This window comes from Bradyrhizobium sp. GW821-FHT13H05 (assembly GCF_058804065.1).
The window spans coordinates 220,006-239,101 of sequence record NZ_JBXAPO010000001.1 but is presented as its reverse complement, the minus strand read 5'-3'; the positions used below and the strand labels follow the sequence as shown (position 1 = coordinate 239,101).

Genomic DNA, 19,096 nt, shown 5'->3' with positions numbered 1-19,096 from the left:
CTCAATCCCTGAATACAACTGTCTTGTGGCCGTTCACGATGATGCGTCCGGCTAGATGCCAGGTTATTGCCCTAGCGAGAACGCGCTGCTCGATATCCCTGCCTTTTCGAGTCAAGTTTTCGGGTGAATCCTGATGGCTGATTCGTTCCACGTCCTGCTCGATGATGGGGCCCTCGTCCAGATCCGCGGTCACATAATGTGCAGTGGCGCCGATTAGCTTGACACCGCGTGCATGCGCCTGGTGGTACGGTTTCGCGCCCTTGAAGCCTGGAAGGAACGAATGATGGATGTTGATGCAACGGCCTGACAGCTTGGCCGCGAACCCGTCCGAGAGGATCTGCATATATCGCGCAAGCACGACGAGATCGGCTTCTGCCGTGCGGATCAATTCCCATATCTGTGCCTCCTGCTCCATCTTTGTCGCTTTGGTGACCGGAAGATAGTGAAAGGGGACGCCGTCGAAATCGAGATGCGCGTAGGTTTCTCGGGGATGATTGGAGATGATGCCGACGAGATCCATCATGATTTCTCCGGTCCGCCATCTGTAGAGGACGTCGGACAAGCAGTGGTCCAACTTGGAGGTAAGCAAGACGACCCGTTGCCGGCGTTCCGTGCCCCGGATGTTGAACTTCATGCCGAACCTTTCGGCTACGTCTCTGAAGCTTTCGGCCAGGATTTCTGCGGAGCCTTCGCCAGACATTGCGAACCGGACGCGCATGAAAAACAGCGCAGTGTCAGGATCATTGTACTGATGAGCCTCCGTGATATTGCAGCCGGTTTCCAGAAGCTTGGCTGAAACTCCGGCGACGATTCCCGGCCGATCGGCGCAGGATAGTGACAGTATGGCTTCGTTCAGCATCCAAGTTGGTTTCCTGTTGGATCTTCGGGGCGGTTCTTAGTCGGGGCGTCGATGGACGGCCAGGCCGTGGACGGCAGCGGAAGTCTCGAGCCAATGACAAAAACTGCCAACCATGCTCCGTGTAACGGCGATGTCGAAGGTGGGAGCGTCGTCGACCTTCCATAAACTCACGCCTACATGAGCGATGTTAGTCGCGGCCGCACGCCCGACCGAGAATGCCTCGGGCGAGAGGTCGATTTGGACCCCTTTCTCCAGCGTCGAAAGCAACGCGGGCCCGGAAAGCCGAAGAACGCCGAACGCATGTGACTGGTCTACGACGGAGGCCAAGCTTGCCAATTCAACTCGAAGGCGTTCAAAAAAATCACTTGTGGCGCCCTCGAAAACGGCAAGCCATTTGCCGCTTCCCGTTCCAACGAAGGATACACGGTCGAATCTGCATCTCACGGGAGCGTCGGCCAATTCTATGCCGAAACTGAGTTTGACCTTTTGTATGAGGTCGTGGGCTTTTCCTCGACGGGTCATGACGGTTGCCATGCCGAGCCCCAAGCGTTCGATAGCAGCAACGCCGTCGCCGGAACCTGCAGGACGCAGACCGTCGAAGGCGCGCGAAATTGCGAGTTCATACACGGAGGCGTCTCCCTTCCGGATCTACGAAAAGCGGTGACACCACTTCGACTGCGATCTCCTCGGATCGTATTGGGTCGTATGCGAGTACGCGTTCGCCCAGCCGGTCCGGTCCGCGGACCAGTAGGCCGAGGCCGATCCAATGGTCCAGAGAGGGACTGAATGCGGTTGAGGTCATGTACCCTTGGTCATTCAGAGGGGATTTTGCAGCTCCCATCGCGAAGAAATGAGCGCCATTTCTCAGTCTGCGGTGGCGATCGACCGGCTTGAACCCGATAAGGGTCGGCCGGTCGAGATCAATGAGGGCTGGCCGTTGCGACATCGTCCGGCCGATATAGTCCTTGTCGGCAGACATCATCCGTCCCATGCCGAGATCACGGGCGACGGTGTGGCCGTTCAGCTCGGCGCCCGCAGCGTGTCCCTTTTCGATACGCATGACCGACAATGCTTCAGTGCCGTACGGACAGACACCGAGCTTGGAGCCGAGCTCCATCAACCTCACGATCAATGAACCACCGAAACCCGACGGCACGGCGATCTCGTATGCGAGTTCTCCGGAAAACGAAATTCGAAACAAGCGCGTCGGGACCGGTCCTAGTTGAAACTCTGCGCAGGAAAGATAAGGAAAGGCATTGTTCGAAAGGTCGGCCTTGTCCCCGAACAGCTTCTGCAGAAGCTCGCGCGAGCGCGGTCCGGCCACGGAATACTGCGCCCATTGCTCGGTGACCGAGACCATCTGAACGTCGAGATCCGGCCAAAGGACCTGATGGCAGAACTCCAGGTGCTGCATCACCTTGCCGGCATTGGCGGTGGTCGTCGACATCACATATTCATCGGCGGAAAGCCGTGCTGCGGTGCCGTCGTCCATCACGAAGCCGTCCTCACGCAGCATCACGCCGTAGCGGACTTTTCCCACGCCAAGGGTCGAAAATTTATTGATGTAGACCCGATCGAGTAAGCTGCCGACGTCCGGTCCCATCAAGGCGATCTTGCCGAGGGTCGATACGTCGCAGATGCCCACCGATGAACGGGTCGCGTTCACTTCGCGGGTGACGCTTTGCAGCCAGTCGGCGTCACCTGATTGATTGAACCATTGGGCGCGAAGCCACTGGCCGACTTCGACGAACGTGGCTCCCGACGATGCGGCCCATTGGTGTCCTGACGTCAGCCGGATTGGCTTGAAATTCTTGCCGCTATGCGGACCGGCAAACGCTCCGATCGCCACCGGAACCTGGGGCGGCCTGGCGCGAGTGGTCCCGACACTAGAAATCTTCTGCCCGGTCAGTTCAGCCATCAAAGCGAGACCGGTTATATTCGATGTCTTGCCTTGATCTGTCGCCATCCCGAGCGTCGTGTACCGTTTGAGGTGTTCGACTGACCGAAATCCCTCGCGCTCGGCGATCGCGATATCATCGGCGGTGACGTCATTCTGAAAATCGACGAATGCCTTGCCAGTTCCTTCGGTGACCCGCCAAAGCGCTTCCACGTTGCCGCAATCAAAGCCAGCACTGGGCAGCTTTGACTGCTCCGAGACCCAACCGGAGCGAAGCGCCGTGTCGCGACCTGCCGTTTGTCCGTCGGAAATTGCTTCCGAAAGGATCCAGTTGCCCGCAGCGGCTCCTGCGGCTGTCATGCCCTTTGGAAGGCCGCCTGGTACAAAGGCGACCTTTTCTTCCGACCAGACGGGTTTCGCTCCGAGATGGTTGGTGAGGCCGATGTTCGGATTCCAACCGCCTGAAATAGCAAGTGCGTCCGCAGGTACTTCCATCCGCCGGCCGTTGGCGTGAACCACAACGATCGACTCCAGGGCCTGCTTTCCGATGGCGCGCACCACGCGACTGCCGACATGGATCGGAACGTCCCGAACTAGCGATCGGACCCGGTCGGAAACTTCGGATCGCGCGTCGATAACGCATTCAACCGAAATGCCGGCACGCCTGAAATCGGATGCAGTCCGCCATCCGTCGTCGCAGGTAGTGAAAATTGCAACGTTGGTGCCCGGTATCGCAGCGAACCGGTTGAGGTAGGAGCGCATGGCGGACGCCAGCATGACCCCCGGAACATCGTTGCCGGCAAACGGAATAGGGCGTTCGATCGCGCCGGTGGCGAGGATACTTTCGTCGGCGACGATGCTCCACATCCGTTGCCGCGGCGTAAAGGCGGGAGGCACCGGAAGATGATCCGCCACCCGCTCGATGGCGCCGAATTCGCCGTCGTACATGCCAAATATTGCCGTCCTCCGCATGATCCGGACATTTGGCATAGCAGTGAGCTCGGCCTCGACCGCCGCCTTCCATTGAAGGCCGGGCATGTCGTCGATCAGGTGGGTTTCGGACAGGAGCCGGCCGCCAAGAGCAAAATCCTCGTCGGCCAAAATCACCTTCGCGCCCGCGCGGCCCGCCGTTAGTGCGGCAGTCAGGCCGGCTGGACCGCCGCCGATCACCAGGAGGTCGCAGAACGCGTAGGCCTTCTCGTATCGGTCCGGGTCCGCGGCGCCGCTGAGGCGACCGAGGCCCGCTGATTTGCGAATGAGCGGCTCGTAGACTTTTTCCCAGAAAGCCGCGGGCCACATGAAAGTCTTGTAGTAGAAGCCGGCGCCTATGATCGGACCGGCCAACTGGTTGATTGCATGAATGTCGAAGCCAAGCGTCGGCCAGCGATTCTGGCTCCGCGCTTCCAGCCCGTCATACAACTCGGCAGTCGTAGCCTTGGTGTTCGGTTCGCATCTTGCGCCGGAGCGGAGTTTGACCAGGGCATTTGGCTCTTCCGGACCGGCGCTAAGGATGCCGCGCGGACGATGATACTTGAAAGAGCGTCCTACCAAGGTCACGCCGTTAGCGACCAATGCAGAGGCAAGCGTGTCACCGGCAAAGCCGTGCATAGATCTACCATCGAACGAGAATTTCAAAGGCTTGGACCGGTCGATATGCCCACCTGTCGAAAGGCGCCTGTGGCCGCTCATCGGAATGCTTCCGGGCGCGCGAACTGGACCGAGGCAATTTCGTGGTTGCGAGTGTCGCGTTCGACGATGATCCAGGAGCGGCAACCGGCTCCGTGATACCAGTGCTCTTGATGCAGCCCTGCCGGATTGTCTCGGAGATATACGTAGTCGAACATTGGACCATCGATGTCATTGCCGCCATCTGCAGGCCGTTTCATCTTGGCGTCGCCTAGATAGCTGAACTCCCCCGAGTCCCGCGATCCGCAGTAAGGACATTTGATGCGCATGCTGCCTCAGTGAAGGTTCGGTTGGGCACCCTGGCCCTTTTCGTCGAGGACGCGGCCCGAGCGAAACCGGCCAAGACCCAGTTCCGCTGCAGCGGGATGCGGCGAGTCGGTCGCTATGAGGTGCGCGAAGGCGAAGCCGGACCCCGGCGTCGCCTTGAATCCGCCGTAGCACCAACCGGCATTCAGATAGAGTCCTTCGGTGGGCATGCGATCGATGATGGGCGATCCGTCCATCGACATGTCCATAAGACCGCCCCAGCTGCGCAGCACGCGCGCGCGCCCGATAGCGGGCATCAGCGCCATGCCGCCTTCGCAGACGTCCTCCACGACTGGCAGGTTGCCCCGCTGGGCGTATGAATTGTATCCGTCGATGTCGCCGCCAAACACCAAGCCGCCTTTGTCCGACTGGCTGAGGTAGAAATGACCTGCACCGAAGGTGATCACGCCGGGTATGACCGGCTTAAGCCCTTCGGAAACGAATGCCTGAAGGACGTGGCTTTCGATCGGCAGCCGCAGGCCGGCCAACGCCGCTACGCGCGAAGTATTGCCCGCCACAACGATTGCGACCTTCTTCGCCCTGATCGCGCCACGGGTGGTGCCAACCCCCGTCACACGTCCGCCCGACGACGAAATGCCGGTCACTTCGCAGTTCTGGATGATGTCGACGCCACGCTCGCTCGCCGCGCGGGCATAGCCCCACGCGACGGCGTCGTGGCGCACGGTTCCGCCCCTCCGTTGAAGAAGGCCGCCCTGGATTGGAAAGCGCGCCGCATCGTAGTTCAAGAACGGATACAGCTTTCGGACGCCGTCCTGATCGAGGAGTTCCGCGTCTATCCCATGGATGCGCATTGCATTGCCGCGTCGCGCGTAACCATCGCGCTGGCCGTCGGAATGGAAGAGGTTCAGTACGCCGCGCTGACTGACCATGGCATTGTAGTTGATGTCCTGTTCCAGCCCCTCCCACAGGCTCATTGACAGCTCGTAAAGCGGGATGTTTCCAGACAGCAGGTAGTTCGAGCGGATTATCGTGGTGTTGCGGCCGACGTTGCCGCCGCCGATCCAGGCCCTCTCGAGCACGGCAATGTTTGCGCGACGGTGATGTTTTGCGAGGTAATACGCGGTCGCCAGTCCGTGGCCGCCGCCGCCGATTATGACGATATCATATTCGGCCTTCGGTGACGCGTCGCGCCATTGCGGCCTTTTGCCGGTACCGCCGGAGAGGGCATCCTTGAGTAGCGATAGGATCGAATAACGCATTGGAGTGTGTCGCTCCTGGACGGAGACGGACTATCGCAACAACCAATGTTGGGTTATACGCCAGAAGCGACACTCATCGTTCCAAGAACGACAAACGCAGAAAATGTCTCGTCCGCATCGCTTCGGCCTTCTCCTCATAGACGATTTCGCGCTGATGTCGTTCGCATCCGCAGTCGAACCGCTGCGGGCTGCAAACGTACTCGCGGGTAGGACGCTATATGAGTGGTTGCTGGTCTCGGTGAAAGGAAACAAGGTGCTGTCTTCCGGCAGGCTTTCCTCGTCTTCGGACTGCACGATCCAGGATAGTCCTCGTTTTGACTCGGTACTTATCTTCGCAGGCGGCAATCCGGCCTCCTTTAGCGAACCGAAGACCCTCGCATGGCTGCGCCGGTTGGCGCGATCGGGTTGTGCGGTAGGCGGCGTTTCCGGCGGTCCCTTCATTCTTGCCAGGGCGGGACTCCTGGACGGATTCAGATGCACGATCCACTGGGAGCATCTGCCGGCATTCACTGAAGCGTTTCCCGACATCGCAGCGACAGGAGCGCTATTCGAGATCGATCGGAACCGGCTAACCTGCGGTGGCGGCGTAGCGGCGCTGGACATGATGCATGAAATCATTCGCCGGGATCACGGGGAGACGCTGGCCGCACGGGTCAGTGACTGGTACTTGCAGACGGCCGTCCGTGTTGGCGATAGCACGCAACGCATTGCCTTACGGCACCGGCTTGGAACCAGTAATCGGGCCGTAATTTCGGCAGTAGGCATGATGGAGAGGCAGCTTGCCAAGCCGCTACCAAGGGACGTTCTTGCAAATGCAGTGAAAGTATCGGTACGACAGCTTGAGCGGCTATTCGTGGGTCACGTCGGCATGACCATCAGTCAACAATATATGTCCTTGCGCCTAACGAGGGCGCGGACACTTTTGCGTCAAACTACTCTGCCGCTGACGCAGATAGGTGCCGAATGCGGCTTTTCGAACTCGAGCCACTTCGCCAAATCTTATCGGACGAAGTTTGGCGTCTCTCCTTCGAAGGATCGGGCGTCAGGCGGAGCCGGGAAGAAACGACAAAGGCTTAGGCGATAGGATGTACGCGATTTAGATGGCGGGACAGGAAGCGGTTACGCATGAAGGACGATATCGAAGAAATCCTGACGGGTTCGAATGCGCCTAGAACCGGCAAGAGGAGCCTCGAACGCGCAATTGGCGTTCAAGTGCGAGAATTGCGGCGCAGCGCCGATCTGTCGATAGCAGATCTTGCGGCGTCGGCGGACATGTCGCCAGGCATGCTTTCGAAGATAGAAAACGGTCAAATCTCGGCTTCGCTGTCCTCCCTCGAAGCGCTCTCGACCGCGCTTGCCGTGCCGATCACGACGCTCTTTGCGGCCCACGAAGACCGACGCGATTGCTCGTTTGTCAGGGCCGGGCAAGGAGTTCAGATCGAGCGTCGCGGCACTAAGGCGGGGCACGTCTATAATCTGCTTGGGCACAGCCTCCGCGGAGAGGTTGTACTGGAGCCTTACCTGATCACCTTGAGAGAGGACGCGGTACCGTACACCGGCTTTCAGCACGACGGTGTCGAGCTGATTTACATGCTCAGCGGCGAAGTAACCTATCGCCACGCAGATCAAGATTATCATCTGAAGCCAGGCGACGCGTTGATGTTCGACTCGGGCGCACTGCATGGCCCCGAACGCCTGATTTCCCTTCCGGCGACCTATCTCTCGATCATCGTTTACCCACGCACCGGGCGCTGAGATATACAAAAGTTACTTTTCTAGTTGACACAGTCAATTTAGTCATATTACCTGACAGGATACAAGGTTTCCTGTGAGGAATTATGTGTGGAATTGCGGGTCTTTACCTGAAGAATGCCAAATTCGAGCCGCAGCTCGGTGCGCTGCTTTCGCAGATGCTTGCCGTCCTCACGGACCGTGGCCCTGACAGCACTGGCTTCGCGATCTACGGAGGCGGTTCAGCCAAGGATCTGAAGGTGACGGTCCGGGCGGACGACTGCGGTAAACTCAGAAATGCAGTGGCTGCCATCCAAGAGAAATTTGGCGCCCTTCGGCATGTCTACCGGTCCAATCACGCGGTTCTCTCGGTTTCGCCTGAGACGGTTCCGGCCCTGCAATCCTTCGTTGCTGAACGGGACGACGCAGTCGAAGTGGTCGGCTACGGCTCACGCATGGAAATCTACAAAGAGGTTGGGCTCCCAACCAAGGTATCCGAACGTTTCGATTTGGCGGGAATGGCCGGCACGCATGGCGTAGGTCATACGCGAATGGCGACCGAGTCTGCAGTCACCACGCGCGGAGCCCACCCGTTCTCGACCGGACGCGACCAGTGCCTCGTTCACAATGGCTCGCTTTCGAACCACAATGCCCTTCGGCGCGAGCTGAAGCGGAACGGGATTAAATTCGCGACGGAAAACGACACGGAAGTTGCCGCCGGCTACCTCTCTTGGTGCATGCATGAGGGAGCAACGCTGAAACAAGCGCTTGAGCGGGGGCTCAAGGACCTCGATGGCTTCTACACTTTCGTGGTGGGGACCGAAACGGGCTTTGCCGTGCTGCGCGATCCTATCGCATGCAAGCCCGCCGTGATGGCTGAAACCGGCGACTATGTGGCATTTGGCTCAGAGTATCGCGCGCTCGCTGCACTGCCGGGCATCGAAACAGCGAGAGTGTTCGAGCCGGAGCCGGCTAAAGTTTATGTCTGGGAACGCTGAGCATGCCGACGTACGATCTTTCGACGTCCGCGCTCCGCGACTTCAATGCGAAGCTTCACGCATTGCCGCGAGATACCAATGAGACGCACTGGGCAGTTTCGAACCCCGGCGGAAAGCATTCCGTCGCCTGCGGTCTGGATAAGCCTATCACGGTCCAGATCGCCGGGCACGTCGGCTACTACTGCGCCGGTATGAATGATCTCGCGACCGTCATCGTGGAGGGCAATGCAGGCGTTGGCGTCGCCGAAAACATGATGTCCGGAACCGTTCACGTAAAAGGTGATGCAAGCCAAGCTGCAGGCGCGACGGGACGAGGCGGTTTGCTCGTGATCGACGGAAACGCTTCGGCCCGCTGCGGCATTTCCATGAAGGGCATAGACATCGTCGTCAAAGGCTCGATCGGGCCGATGAGCGCTTTCATGGCACAGGCGGGAAATCTCGTGGTCCTGGGGGACGCCGGCGAGGCCTTGGGAGATTCGATCTACGAAGCCCGGCTGTTCGTGCGTGGAAAAGTCGTCAGTCTCGGAACCGATTGCATCGAGAAAGAGATGGGAGCGGACGATCGGGCGATCCTCTCCGGTGTGCTGGCCAAGGCGGATCTCGCCCTGTCGGTCGAGGATTTCAAGCTCTTCGGCTCCGCCCGGCGTCTCTATCATTTTCATGTCGATAACGTCGACTCCTACTGATCGGCCATTCATGAGCAAACCAGATAGCCAGCCCCGTCACGGAACGTTGCCCCGCTTTTCAGCCACGTTCGATCCACATTCGATCGCTGAGATCCAGCGCGCCGCATCGACCGGAATCTACGACATCCGAGGAGGAGGCGCGAAACGCAAGCTGCCGCATTTCGACGACCTTCTCTTTCTCGGGGCCTCGATATCCAGATATCCGCTGGAAGGCTATCGCGAGCGGTGCGGGACGAATGTCGTGCTCGGTGCTCGCTTTGCAAAGAAGCCGATCGAATTGAAGATCCCGGTAACCATCGCCGGTATGAGCTTCGGCGCACTCTCGGGGCGGGCAAAGGAAGCGCTCGGCCGAGGTGCTTCCGCTGTTGGCACCTCCACCACGACCGGAGACGGTGGAATGACTCCTGAGGAGAGGACCCATTCGTCCACGCTCGTGTATCAGTATCTGCCGTCACGCTACGGGATGAATCCGGAGGATCTACGCAAGGCCGACGCTATCGAGATCGTCATCGGGCAGGGTGCCAAGCCGGGCGGAGGCGGAATGCTTCTCGGCCAGAAGATCTCTCCTCGCGTTGCGAAGATGCGCAATTTGCCGGAGGGGATCGATCAGCGGTCGGCCTGTCGGCACCCTGACTGGACTGGTCCGGACGATCTTGAGATCAAGATAGAGGAACTGCGGGAAATAACGGATTGGGAGAAGCCCATCTACGTCAAGGTGGGCGCGAGCCGTCCGTACTACGACACTGCACTTGCGATAAAGTCCGGTGCAGACGTTGTCGTTCTGGATGGGATGCAGGGCGGTACGGCTGCGACCCAGGAGGTTTTCATCGAGAATGTGGGGTTGCCCATCCTTGCGGCCATCAGGCCGGCGGTTCAGGCGCTCCAGGATCTCGGTATGCACCGCAAAGTGCAGCTCATAGTATCCGGAGGCATTCGCACCGGGGCTGATGTCGCTAAGGCGCTTGCACTTGGTGCCGATGCGGTCGCGATCGGTACCGCCGCGCTAATCGCACTCGGGGACAACGATCCGCGGTTTGAGGCCGAGTACCGCAAACTCGGAACAACCGCGGGCGCCTATGACGATTGGCATGAAGGCCGCGATCCCGCCGGGATCACAACACAGGATCCCGTGCTGGCTGCGCGGCTCGATCCCGTGATCGCAGGGCGTCGCCTTTCCAACTATCTCTCGGTTCTGACGCTCGAGTGCCAGACCATAGCCCGGGCCTGTGGCAAGAGCCATGTCCACAATCTGGAGCCGGAGGACCTCGTTGCGCTGACCGTCGAGGCGGCGGCGATGGCTGGGGTGCCACTCGCCGGCACGAACTGGATACCTGGCACGTCGGGCTATTGAATTCCAATTGTGGGCGCGTAGGTGAGGAAAAAATGTTGGATCTGACGGCGATTGCCAAGGAACGCGGTATTAAGAACTTTCTAATCGCGTACACCGATCTGTTCGGAACGCTGCGGGCCAAGCTCGTGCCCTCTGCTGCAATAGCCCAAATGGTAAAGGCGGGCGCCGGGTTTGCTGGCTTTGCAACATGGATGGACATGTCGCCGGCTGATCCCGACGTGCTGGCGAAGCCAGACCCCACGAGCCTGATCCAGCTCCCCTGGAAGCCTGAGGTAGGTTGGCTGGCTGCTGACCTGTGGATGAACGGCAAGCCCGTCGAGCAGGCGCCCCGGAATACGTTGAAACGCCTGATCGCAAGAGCTGCAGCGAAAGGAATACAGCTCAAGAGCGGCGTTGAATGCGAATTCTTCCTTGTCACCCCTGACGGACGCGAAGTCGGGGACGGCGCAGATCGACAAATCAAGCCGTGCTATGATCAGTCGGCGCTAATGCGCCGTTACGACGTGATCAGTGAAATCAGCGAGTGCATGCTGACGCTCGGCTGGAAGCCTTATCAAAGTGATCACGAGGACGCCAACGGACAGTTCGAGATGAACTGGGATTTTGACGACGCGTTGATCACGGCAGACCGGCACGCCTTCTTCAAGTACATGGCCAAGTCGATTGCCGAGAAACACGGTCTTCGGGCGACCTTCATGCCGAAGCCCTTCGCGCACCTCACGGGCAACGGCTGTCACGTCCATGTGTCCCTGTGGGATGGAAAGCGGAATCTCGTCGAGGATGACGCCGGCGAACTGGGTGTGTCCGCGCTGGGTTACAATTTTATTGGCGGCATCATCAATTCCGCCGATGCGATGGCCGCAATTCTGAATCCGACCGTGAATTCCTACAAGCGCATCAATGCGCCCCGCACCATTTCGGGCGCGACATGGTCGCCCAACTCGGTCACGTATACCGGGAACAACCGCACCCACATGATCCGTATTCCCGAGTCTGGTAGGTTCGAGCTTCGGTTGCCTGACGGTGCCGCCAATCCCTACGCGATGCAGGCAGCAATCCTCGCGGCAGGGTTGGACGGCATCGAGGCAAGGCGCGACCCCGGCAAGCGCCTCGACATCAACATGTATACTGATGGGCACACCGTCAGCGACGTTAAGCGGCTTCCACTCAATCTGCTTGATGCGATTAGAGCTTTGGAACAGTCCGAGGTCATGGCTGAAGGCCTTGGTGAGTTTGTGCCGGCATACCTTAAGCTGAAGAAGATTGAGTGGAACGACTACGCCAGGCATCTTACTGAGTGGGAACGCGACACGACGATGGATTGCTAGTCATCTATCGGCCAGCGATGCCTGAAGCTTCGGTTGGCACCATATCACACCATCGTTAGCTACCCTTCTGTTCCAATACTGCGACCCTCGCGGCTTGCGTCAAGTCGCGCGGGGGTTTTCTGCGCTGTGGAAAATGTCGCGCCGTATTTCCTAAGTCGGGTCGGGAGGGCGCCGACGTCCTTGACTCATCAAACGTTCGGCGAATCTAACAGAACCCAACGAAATATCGCTTGCCCACACAAGGGTGGCCTCCGCGAGTGGAGTTAGACGCACAATCAGGTGAAGAATGCTGTTTCACCCGATCATCCTAATTCCGGTCCACGCCAGAAGGGCAATGAAAAGCGACGATGCGGCGCCAAGTGCCAGTGGCCTCATTCCCCTCTGCCGAAGTGCGCGAAGGTCTGTACACATGCCGAGTGCAGCCACAGCAGCAGCCAGCATGATTGGCGTAGCGCTTGCAGAAACTTGGACTACCCATCTCGGTATTATTCCCGTGCTCCCCACCGCGACCAAGAGCAGGAAGCCGAAGGCGAACCAAGGTGTTGGCGCTCTCACGGTCAGGCCGCCCCTTTGGGCAGCGGAATGTCGAGCCCACCAGCCGAGCCCAATCACGGCCGGCGCAAGCAACACGACGCGGGCAAGCTTCGAGACCGTGCCGGCTTCTGCTGCCGCAGGACCGGCCGAAGCGGCTGCGCCAACCGCCTGGATTACTTCATGTACCGACAAGCCGGCCCATAGCCCGAATGCGCGTGGTTCTAGATTGAGAGTCGGGGCCAGCAATGGAAATACAATCATGGAAATGGTACCGAACAACGTGACGGCTGCCAGTGAATAGGACACGTCCTCGTCCGTGCCATCAATAACCTGGTTTGCGGCAACGACCGCACTCGCCCCGCATATCGCCGTTCCAGACGCGATCAAAGCGGCAAGCCTGGGTTCGACGCCCAGCCAATGACCCGCGACCAAGGTCGCGCCCATTGTCAAGAAGACTACGGCTACCGCGAGAACGAGCGCGGCGGGCCCGATCGAACCAAGCTGACCGAGCGTAACCTGAAGGCCTAGCAGAACGATCGCGGCGCGCAGAACGGGTCGAACGGTAAATGCAATGCCGGGCTTAAGAACCTGGTGTTCTCCCATCGAGACGCGCACCGCCAAGCCGAGCGCGAGAGCGACAACTACCGGGTTCAAGGCGTCCAACCCCGACAGGTCCCGGATTTGGCGAGCGAGAAGTGCAATCGCCGTTGCGATAGCAAAGCCAGGTATCAGGCGCCTGACGCGTCCGATTCGGTTAGGCGCTTCCTGAATGTGTACGTCTTGCATGCTCGCCCCTGTCTGTGGGGCTTGACATACACTAGAAAAGTAAATTTAGTAAAGTAGCTTTTGTAAATAGCGAGGACATTATGGATCAGTACGCTCAGCGGCAAATGCACCTCTGCGGACTCTTAATTGCCGGCCCCGTGGTTCACAGCCATGCATTGTGGCGGAATCCACGGAGTGAACCGGGCTTCCTCTCGATGAAATACTATGCCGACATCGCTCGAACGTTGGAGCGAGGGAAGTTCGACCTGCTGTTCTTTGCAGATCGCCTCGGAATCGCGGATCGGTTCGGCGCTGGCCTTGAGCTGGGTATCCGTTTTGGAGATCAGGATGCGACGAGGATGGACCCCATTCCCTTGATGGGGGCCTTAGCGGCGGTCACGGACCGAATCGGACTCGGCGCAACCCGTTCGACGACATACGACATGCCTTATCATGTCGCTCGCGCCTTCAGGACGATCGACCACATTTCGGCAGGGCGGGCCGCATGGAATGTCGTCACATCAATGAACGATGGCGAGGCGATGAACTTCGGCATGGACGCTCATATGCCCCACGACAAGCGGTATGACCGTGCGGACGAATTCATGGAGGTAACGACTAAACTCTGGGACAGCTGGGAGGAGGGCGCCCTGGTTCTCGACAAGGTCGGCGGAATCTACGCGGATCCCAGCAAGGTCCACTACGTCAACCATGTAGGTGAATATTTCAAGTCCAGGGGACCTCTCAATATCCCCTCAAGTCCCCAGGGCAGACCCGTCATCATCCAAGCTGGGTCATCCGGTCGCGGCAAGATTTTTGCAGCAAAATGGGCGGACGTCATCTTCAATGTCTCGCCTAACGTGGCGGTGATGAAGCGGTTTACTTCCGATATCCGAGAAGAGCTTCAGTCAATCGGACGTTCGCCGCATTGCTGCAAAGTCCTCACGGCCGTCATGCCCTTCGTAGCCGAGACATCATCGGAAGCGTCCGAGAAGAAGGAGCAACACAATAGCCTCGTGCACCCGATGGTAGGTCTCTCCACGTTATCGGGTCATGCGAACGTTGACTTGTCGGACTACGAGCTCGATGCGCCCGTTCAGAAGATCGAGAGTACTGGTAGCAAAGGTAACATCGCGGCAGTTACCCAAATGGCCAAAGACAAGAGCCTGACACTCAAGGATATCGGGCGCATTTACGGACAAAGCGTAATGGTTCCTCAAATTTGCGGATCGGCGTCGCAGGTGACCGAAGAACTTACGGAGATGTTTCGCGAAAGTGGCGCAGACGGCTTCGTCATATCTCCCGCCTTCCTTCCGGATACTTTTAATGATTTCGTCGATTTGGTGGTGCCGGCGCTTCAGACGAGAGGACTTTTTCGTCGCGAATACAGTGGAAGCACGTTGCGGGAGCATATCAACGACGATGCCGCACTGTCGAGGTCAGTCGCCTAGGCCCGCGAAATAGAGCGATGGAGAGGGGACAGATGTCGAAGAACGTTGAAGCAGCAGCGGCGATTCCAAACGAAGAGTTCAAGCGGGCGATGCGGAAATTCGCAGCGAGCGTGAACGTGATCACGACCTTGGACGGTGATAAGAAAAACGGAATGACCGCGACCGCAGTGTGCAGCGTTTCTGCGGATCCTCCATCTCTTCTAATCATCATCAACAAGGATAATCGATCGCACCCTATCATTCAGAGAACGAAGGCATTCACGGTGAATATTCTTGCGGCAGGCCAGGAACGTCTCGCTGCCCACTTTGCGTCGCGGCCCATGGAGCCGTTCGACAACGTGCCGCATGTTCTGGGGAGCAATGGGTGCCCCTCAATCGAGGGTGCCGAAGCCCATCTCGAATGCGTCGTTTCCAATCAGTTCGACTCCGGAAGTCACACGATCTTCATCGGCAAAATCGTTGCAACAAGCCTGACGGAGGGGGCCCCATTACTCTATCACGACGGCAACTATCGAAGCCTTGAGAGCAGTCGGGCTGCGTAGACGATACTGAACGCCCACGGGGCTTGCTCCGATCGCGGTTCGTTTAGCGGCAAATGCATCAAATCAATGCGTCGCTGCCCCAAAAATCGAGCAGCAGTTACGTTGACCAAAAATATAGAACCTGCTTTCATAAAGCAACTTTTGTAAAGGCGGAAATTCGATGAGGCTCATCCAGGGATCTCGGGCGACAACGATGAAGGCGATCGCCGGCGGGCCGTCGGAGCCGGACCTCGGTGCAGCCGAGAAGCTTGTTGATTTGAGCGGAGTAGCGAAATTCTTCGGCCAAGGAGAAACAGGCCAGCTCGCAGTCGACAATATCGACTTCTCTGTGAAGAGGGGCGAGTTTCTTTCGATAATCGGACCCTCCGGTTGCGGAAAGACCACCATTCTCCAGATGATCGCAGGATTCGTCGAACCTACCAGAGGCATCGTGTCTTACAAGGGTACGCCCGTTACGGGGCCGCATCCCGAGCGAATGGTCGTATTTCAGGAATATGGCCTTTTCCCTTGGATGACTGTTCGGGACAATATCGCGTTCGGGCTGGAGGCACGGGGCCTGCCGCGACAGCAGAGAGAAAGTATCGCCGCCAAGTATATCGAGCTAGTGCAACTTAATGGCTTTGAGAAGAGGTATCCGCACGAAATCTCCGGCGGAATGAAGCAGAGGGTCGGAATAGCAAGAGCTTTGGCTCTAGGGCCAGAAATTGTCCTCATGGACGAGCCGTTCGGCGCTCTCGATAGCTTAACCCGGGATGTCCTCCAGGAAGAGATACTCAGGATTCGCGACGTAACCGGTCAAACGTTCGTTCTGATCACACACAATATCGACGAAGCCGTGCTTCTGAGCGATGTCGTGCTGGTGATGTCGTTTCGCCCCGGCCGGGTCAAGGAGATCGTGAAGATAGAGTTGCCTCGCCCGCGCACATTCGAGATGCGTCACAGTAGCGAGCAATTCGCGCACTATCGGGAACGACTTGCAACCACTCTTCGCGATGAAGCAAAGCAAGCCATTCGGAGTCAACCGTGAGCGACAATCTTGCAATCGACGACATAGGCAAGCAATCGACCTCTCAAGGTGCACTGCTTCGGAGCGTCGGATGGCTTGCTTCGAATTCTGATAGAATTCTGGTGTTTGGTGGCCTCTTGCTCGCTTGGGAGGCTGCCGTTAGGTTCGGGCTTGCAAGCGGACAGCTAACGCCGCCGCCGAGCGCGATCATACGCGCGCTTCGGGAGATGGCCGTATCCGGGCAGCTCTGGGGTGACCTTGCGGCCAGTCTCCTGCGAGTGACCGTCGGCTTCACTCTTGCTTCCGTCGTCGGTATCCTCTTGGGGATCATTTGCTCTCAATGGAGAATGGCGTCGCGCATAGTTGTGCCGGCCGTCGAGCTTCTCCGACCGATCTCTGTTATTGCGTGGATACCGCTGGCGATATTGTGGTTTGGATTGGGGGACAAACCCGCCTGGTTCTTGATTTTCCTCGGTTCATTCTTCCCGATCTTTACCAACACGTATCTCGGAGCGCAGTCGCTCGAACCGGTTTTCCGAAACGTCGCTAGATGTGTAGGCGCGAGTCGATTGCTCTTCGTCAGACGCGTTTTGCTCCCATCGCTGGTGCCGTACATCGTTGCCGGGATGCGGGTCGGACTAGGGGTCGGTTGGATGTGTGTTATCGCAGCCGAACTGATCGCAGCCCAGTCTGGCCTTGGCTACATGATTCAGATTGCGCGTACCTTGCTCGATACTGAGCGCGTAATCGCCGGGATGGTAGTCATCGGCATTGCTGGCTTCTCCATGAATGCGGTGATGATGATGGCGGAGCGGCGATACATGCGTTGGAAGCCCCGGTAAATCCCCCTTGGACCCACCCACATCAAAAGGAGCTTGCGATGAGACGTCGAGATTTCCTCAAGTCTGCGGCAACTGCGGGCATGCTATCGGGCTTCGCTCCGCTCCGCGCGATCGCGCAGGGTGAAGGAGTGATGAATATGAAGATAGGCTACCACTATTGGTCCCCTGGAGCGCTGCCCTTCGAAGTCCTCAAGAATACGAACATTCTCGACATCATGAATGTGAAGGCGGAGTTTCCCGTATTCTCGACGGGAGGTCCGCTTGCAGAAGCGGCAGTAGGCGGATCGTCAGATACCCTCGTAGGCGGCGATGTAACCGTTCTGCGCGGTACGTCACGCCGCAAGGGTTCCAAGGTCATTATGCGCGCCAACGATTGGCGATGGGCAATCGTCGCGCAGCCCGACCTGTCGGCTAAGTCGCTTGCAGATCTCAAGGGCAGAAAGCTGGGAGGATCCTTCGTTGGTGGCTCATACATTGGCGCACTGAAGAGTATCGAAGCGGCGGGGCTCAATCCAAACAAGGATGTATCACTCGTCAATCTGGATCTGCCCGAGGCGGTGGCGGCTCTCCAGCAGAAGATAATCGATGCCGCCGTCATTTGGGATCCCGCCCTCGAACGCATCCTCGCGCAGGGTGTCGGAAAGGTGCTGTACATGTCGACGCCGGCACAGGCACTTGGATGGCAGGCAGTCACCGACAGGTTCCTTGATCGCAATGGCGAAGAGGGAGCCGTACGGTACTGCAAGGCATGGATCGCAGCGACGTGGTGGGCCTCGAACAATTCGGAAAAGGCCGTCCAGTGGCTTGCCCAAGCGTCACGCGTCGATGCTTCAATCATCAAGGCTACGCAGAGCGCGGATCGTTACCTCCGTGCGCCAGTCACGAACGTGAAAACGCTGGATTTCCGGCTCGACCAGTCCGACGTCAAGTACGCACAGCTAATTATCGACTTTCTGTACGATCAGAAGCTCGCCGGAGATCGGTTGGACGTGGCGCCTCTCGTTGAGATGTCATACATGGAGAAGGCCATGCGGGACGTGCAGGCCGGCAATCATCCTTCGCTCATCGATATCAAGACAAAGGCCTGACCTAGGGGGAGGCCTGAGCTATGGCCAGGAACGCGTCTCTTTGGCGCGTTCCTGTTGCAGACAAGCGTTCCATGGGTCTGCCCCAGGGAGCCTTACGGTCATTGCCTGCCTATCGTGTTCCGGGTCATCTATTCGAGTACCGGGGCCCGGAGATCTTAGAATTTACCGAACTAAATCATCGATAAAATGCAAAACGTGCTTGGCATCGAGTTGTGCGCGATGTTAGTCCTGGAGCATGCCTACAAACATGCTGCGCGGGACCACAGTGGCCAAGAAGACATCGCCCAATTTAGGAAAATCAGATAGCGCCGCCGCTAGGAAAGTAAAGAGGCCGGCCGCGGAGAAGCTCTTGACGAATGTACCACTATCAAACTTGAAGCAAGAGCGAACGGTTAACATCCGGCAGCTTCTAATTCGAAGCCATCGAGCGCTAATCAAGAGGATTGCTGATCGTCTGAACAGTAAGGGATTCACCGACATACGGCCTATGCACCTGGCTCTTTTTTCCAACCTCGACTTCGAAGGGACCCGTATAAGCGATCTCTCTGACCGCGCCGGGATGACCATCCAGGGCATGGGCCAAATCATAACGGAGATGGAGCAGCAAGGTTACGTCACGCGCACGAATGACAAGCATGACGGACGGGTGCGTATCGTGAAATTCACCAAGCTGGGTTGGAAGATGATGCTCGACAGCATCGAAAATCTTAGGAACATAGAAGCGGAATACGAGAAGCTGCTGCATCCAGGGGCAATGGATCAATTGAAAATTGCCCTGCAAACCATCGCAGACAGCGAGTAATGAC

At 58.2% G+C, this 19,096-nt stretch carries 18 protein-coding genes; 12 read left to right on the top strand and 6 right to left on the bottom strand.

Annotated elements, in window-relative coordinates:
• Window position 1 precedes the first annotated feature (1 nt).
• The 5 genes from purU to AC1RR3_RS01070 are packed head-to-tail and all read right to left on the bottom strand — an operon-like array spanning window position 2 to window position 5,968.
• On the bottom strand, window positions 2-859 hold the full coding sequence (gene purU / locus AC1RR3_RS01090) for a formyltetrahydrofolate deformylase (RefSeq protein ID WP_492818491.1): 858 nt from the start codon (window positions 857-859) through the stop codon (window positions 2-4).
• Between the two features lie 36 nt (window positions 860-895).
• Complete coding sequence (locus tag AC1RR3_RS01085; protein ID WP_492818489.1) at window positions 896-1,486, bottom strand: sarcosine oxidase subunit gamma; 591 nt, start codon at window positions 1,484-1,486, stop codon at window positions 896-898.
• A complete protein-coding gene (locus AC1RR3_RS01080) occupies window positions 1,479-4,445 on the bottom strand; it encodes a sarcosine oxidase subunit alpha family protein (protein WP_492818487.1) in 2,967 nt (988 codons plus the stop codon). The genes AC1RR3_RS01085 and AC1RR3_RS01080 overlap by 8 nt, the downstream gene beginning before the upstream one ends.
• Window positions 4,442-4,711 (bottom strand): sarcosine oxidase subunit delta, encoded by a 270-nt coding sequence (locus AC1RR3_RS01075; protein WP_492818485.1) that lies wholly within the window; start codon window positions 4,709-4,711, stop codon window positions 4,442-4,444. Before AC1RR3_RS01075 ends, AC1RR3_RS01080 begins: the two co-directional genes overlap by 4 nt.
• A gap of 6 nt (window positions 4,712-4,717) precedes the next feature.
• Window positions 4,718-5,968 carry a sarcosine oxidase subunit beta family protein gene (locus AC1RR3_RS01070; RefSeq protein ID WP_492818483.1) on the bottom strand — a complete coding sequence of 417 codons (1,251 nt, stop codon included), beginning with the start codon at window positions 5,966-5,968 and terminating at the stop codon, window positions 4,718-4,720.
• Between the two features lie 103 nt (window positions 5,969-6,071).
• Here AC1RR3_RS01070 and AC1RR3_RS01065 point away from each other — a divergent pair, with 103 nt between their 5' ends.
• From AC1RR3_RS01065 to glnT, 6 genes are all read left to right on the top strand, one after another.
• Window positions 6,072-7,052, top strand: a complete 981-nt coding sequence (locus AC1RR3_RS01065) for a GlxA family transcriptional regulator (RefSeq protein WP_492818481.1) — start codon at window positions 6,072-6,074, stop codon at window positions 7,050-7,052.
• Between the two features lie 41 nt (window positions 7,053-7,093).
• Window positions 7,094-7,723 (top strand): helix-turn-helix domain-containing protein, encoded by a 630-nt coding sequence (locus tag AC1RR3_RS01060; RefSeq protein WP_492818479.1) that lies wholly within the window; start codon window positions 7,094-7,096, stop codon window positions 7,721-7,723.
• A gap of 83 nt (window positions 7,724-7,806) precedes the next feature.
• On the top strand, window positions 7,807-8,697 hold the full coding sequence (locus tag AC1RR3_RS01055) for a class II glutamine amidotransferase (RefSeq protein WP_492818477.1): 891 nt from the start codon (window positions 7,807-7,809) through the stop codon (window positions 8,695-8,697).
• Window positions 8,698-8,699: 2 nt separating this feature from the next.
• On the top strand, window positions 8,700-9,383 hold the full coding sequence (locus AC1RR3_RS01050) for a protein glxC (protein WP_492818475.1): 684 nt from the start codon (window positions 8,700-8,702) through the stop codon (window positions 9,381-9,383).
• 10 nt (window positions 9,384-9,393) lie between these two features.
• Window positions 9,394-10,734: an FMN-binding glutamate synthase family protein gene (locus AC1RR3_RS01045; protein ID WP_492818473.1), complete on the top strand. Its 1,341-nt coding sequence runs from the start codon at window positions 9,394-9,396 to the stop codon at window positions 10,732-10,734.
• 32 nt (window positions 10,735-10,766) lie between these two features.
• Window positions 10,767-12,062: a type III glutamate--ammonia ligase gene (gene glnT, locus AC1RR3_RS01040; RefSeq protein ID WP_492818471.1), complete on the top strand. Its 1,296-nt coding sequence runs from the start codon at window positions 10,767-10,769 to the stop codon at window positions 12,060-12,062.
• A 294-nt stretch (window positions 12,063-12,356) separates the two neighbouring features.
• On the opposite strand, the gene AC1RR3_RS01035 is transcribed toward glnT, so the two are convergent.
• Window positions 12,357-13,382: a YeiH family protein gene (locus AC1RR3_RS01035; RefSeq protein WP_492818469.1), complete on the bottom strand. Its 1,026-nt coding sequence runs from the start codon at window positions 13,380-13,382 to the stop codon at window positions 12,357-12,359.
• An 80-nt stretch (window positions 13,383-13,462) separates the two neighbouring features.
• Between AC1RR3_RS01035 and AC1RR3_RS01030 the strand changes: the two genes are divergently transcribed.
• From AC1RR3_RS01030 to AC1RR3_RS01005, 6 genes are all read left to right on the top strand, one after another.
• Entirely contained in the window at window positions 13,463-14,812 is a 1,350-nt protein-coding gene (locus tag AC1RR3_RS01030) for an LLM class flavin-dependent oxidoreductase (RefSeq protein ID WP_492818467.1), read from the top strand.
• A gap of 32 nt (window positions 14,813-14,844) precedes the next feature.
• Window positions 14,845-15,354: a flavin reductase family protein gene (locus tag AC1RR3_RS01025; RefSeq protein WP_492818465.1), complete on the top strand. Its 510-nt coding sequence runs from the start codon at window positions 14,845-14,847 to the stop codon at window positions 15,352-15,354.
• A 193-nt stretch (window positions 15,355-15,547) separates the two neighbouring features.
• Window positions 15,548-16,381 carry an ABC transporter ATP-binding protein gene (locus AC1RR3_RS01020; protein WP_492818463.1) on the top strand — a complete coding sequence of 278 codons (834 nt, stop codon included), beginning with the start codon at window positions 15,548-15,550 and terminating at the stop codon, window positions 16,379-16,381.
• Window positions 16,378-17,202, top strand: a complete 825-nt coding sequence (locus tag AC1RR3_RS01015) for an ABC transporter permease (RefSeq protein WP_492818461.1) — start codon at window positions 16,378-16,380, stop codon at window positions 17,200-17,202. The genes AC1RR3_RS01020 and AC1RR3_RS01015 overlap by 4 nt, the downstream gene beginning before the upstream one ends.
• Before the next feature lie 38 nt (window positions 17,203-17,240).
• Window positions 17,241-18,290: an ABC transporter substrate-binding protein gene (locus tag AC1RR3_RS01010; RefSeq protein WP_492818459.1), complete on the top strand. Its 1,050-nt coding sequence runs from the start codon at window positions 17,241-17,243 to the stop codon at window positions 18,288-18,290.
• 265 nt (window positions 18,291-18,555) lie between these two features.
• A complete protein-coding gene (locus AC1RR3_RS01005; RefSeq protein WP_492818457.1) occupies window positions 18,556-19,092 on the top strand; it encodes a MarR family winged helix-turn-helix transcriptional regulator in 537 nt (178 codons plus the stop codon).
• Window positions 19,093-19,096 lie beyond the last annotated feature (4 nt).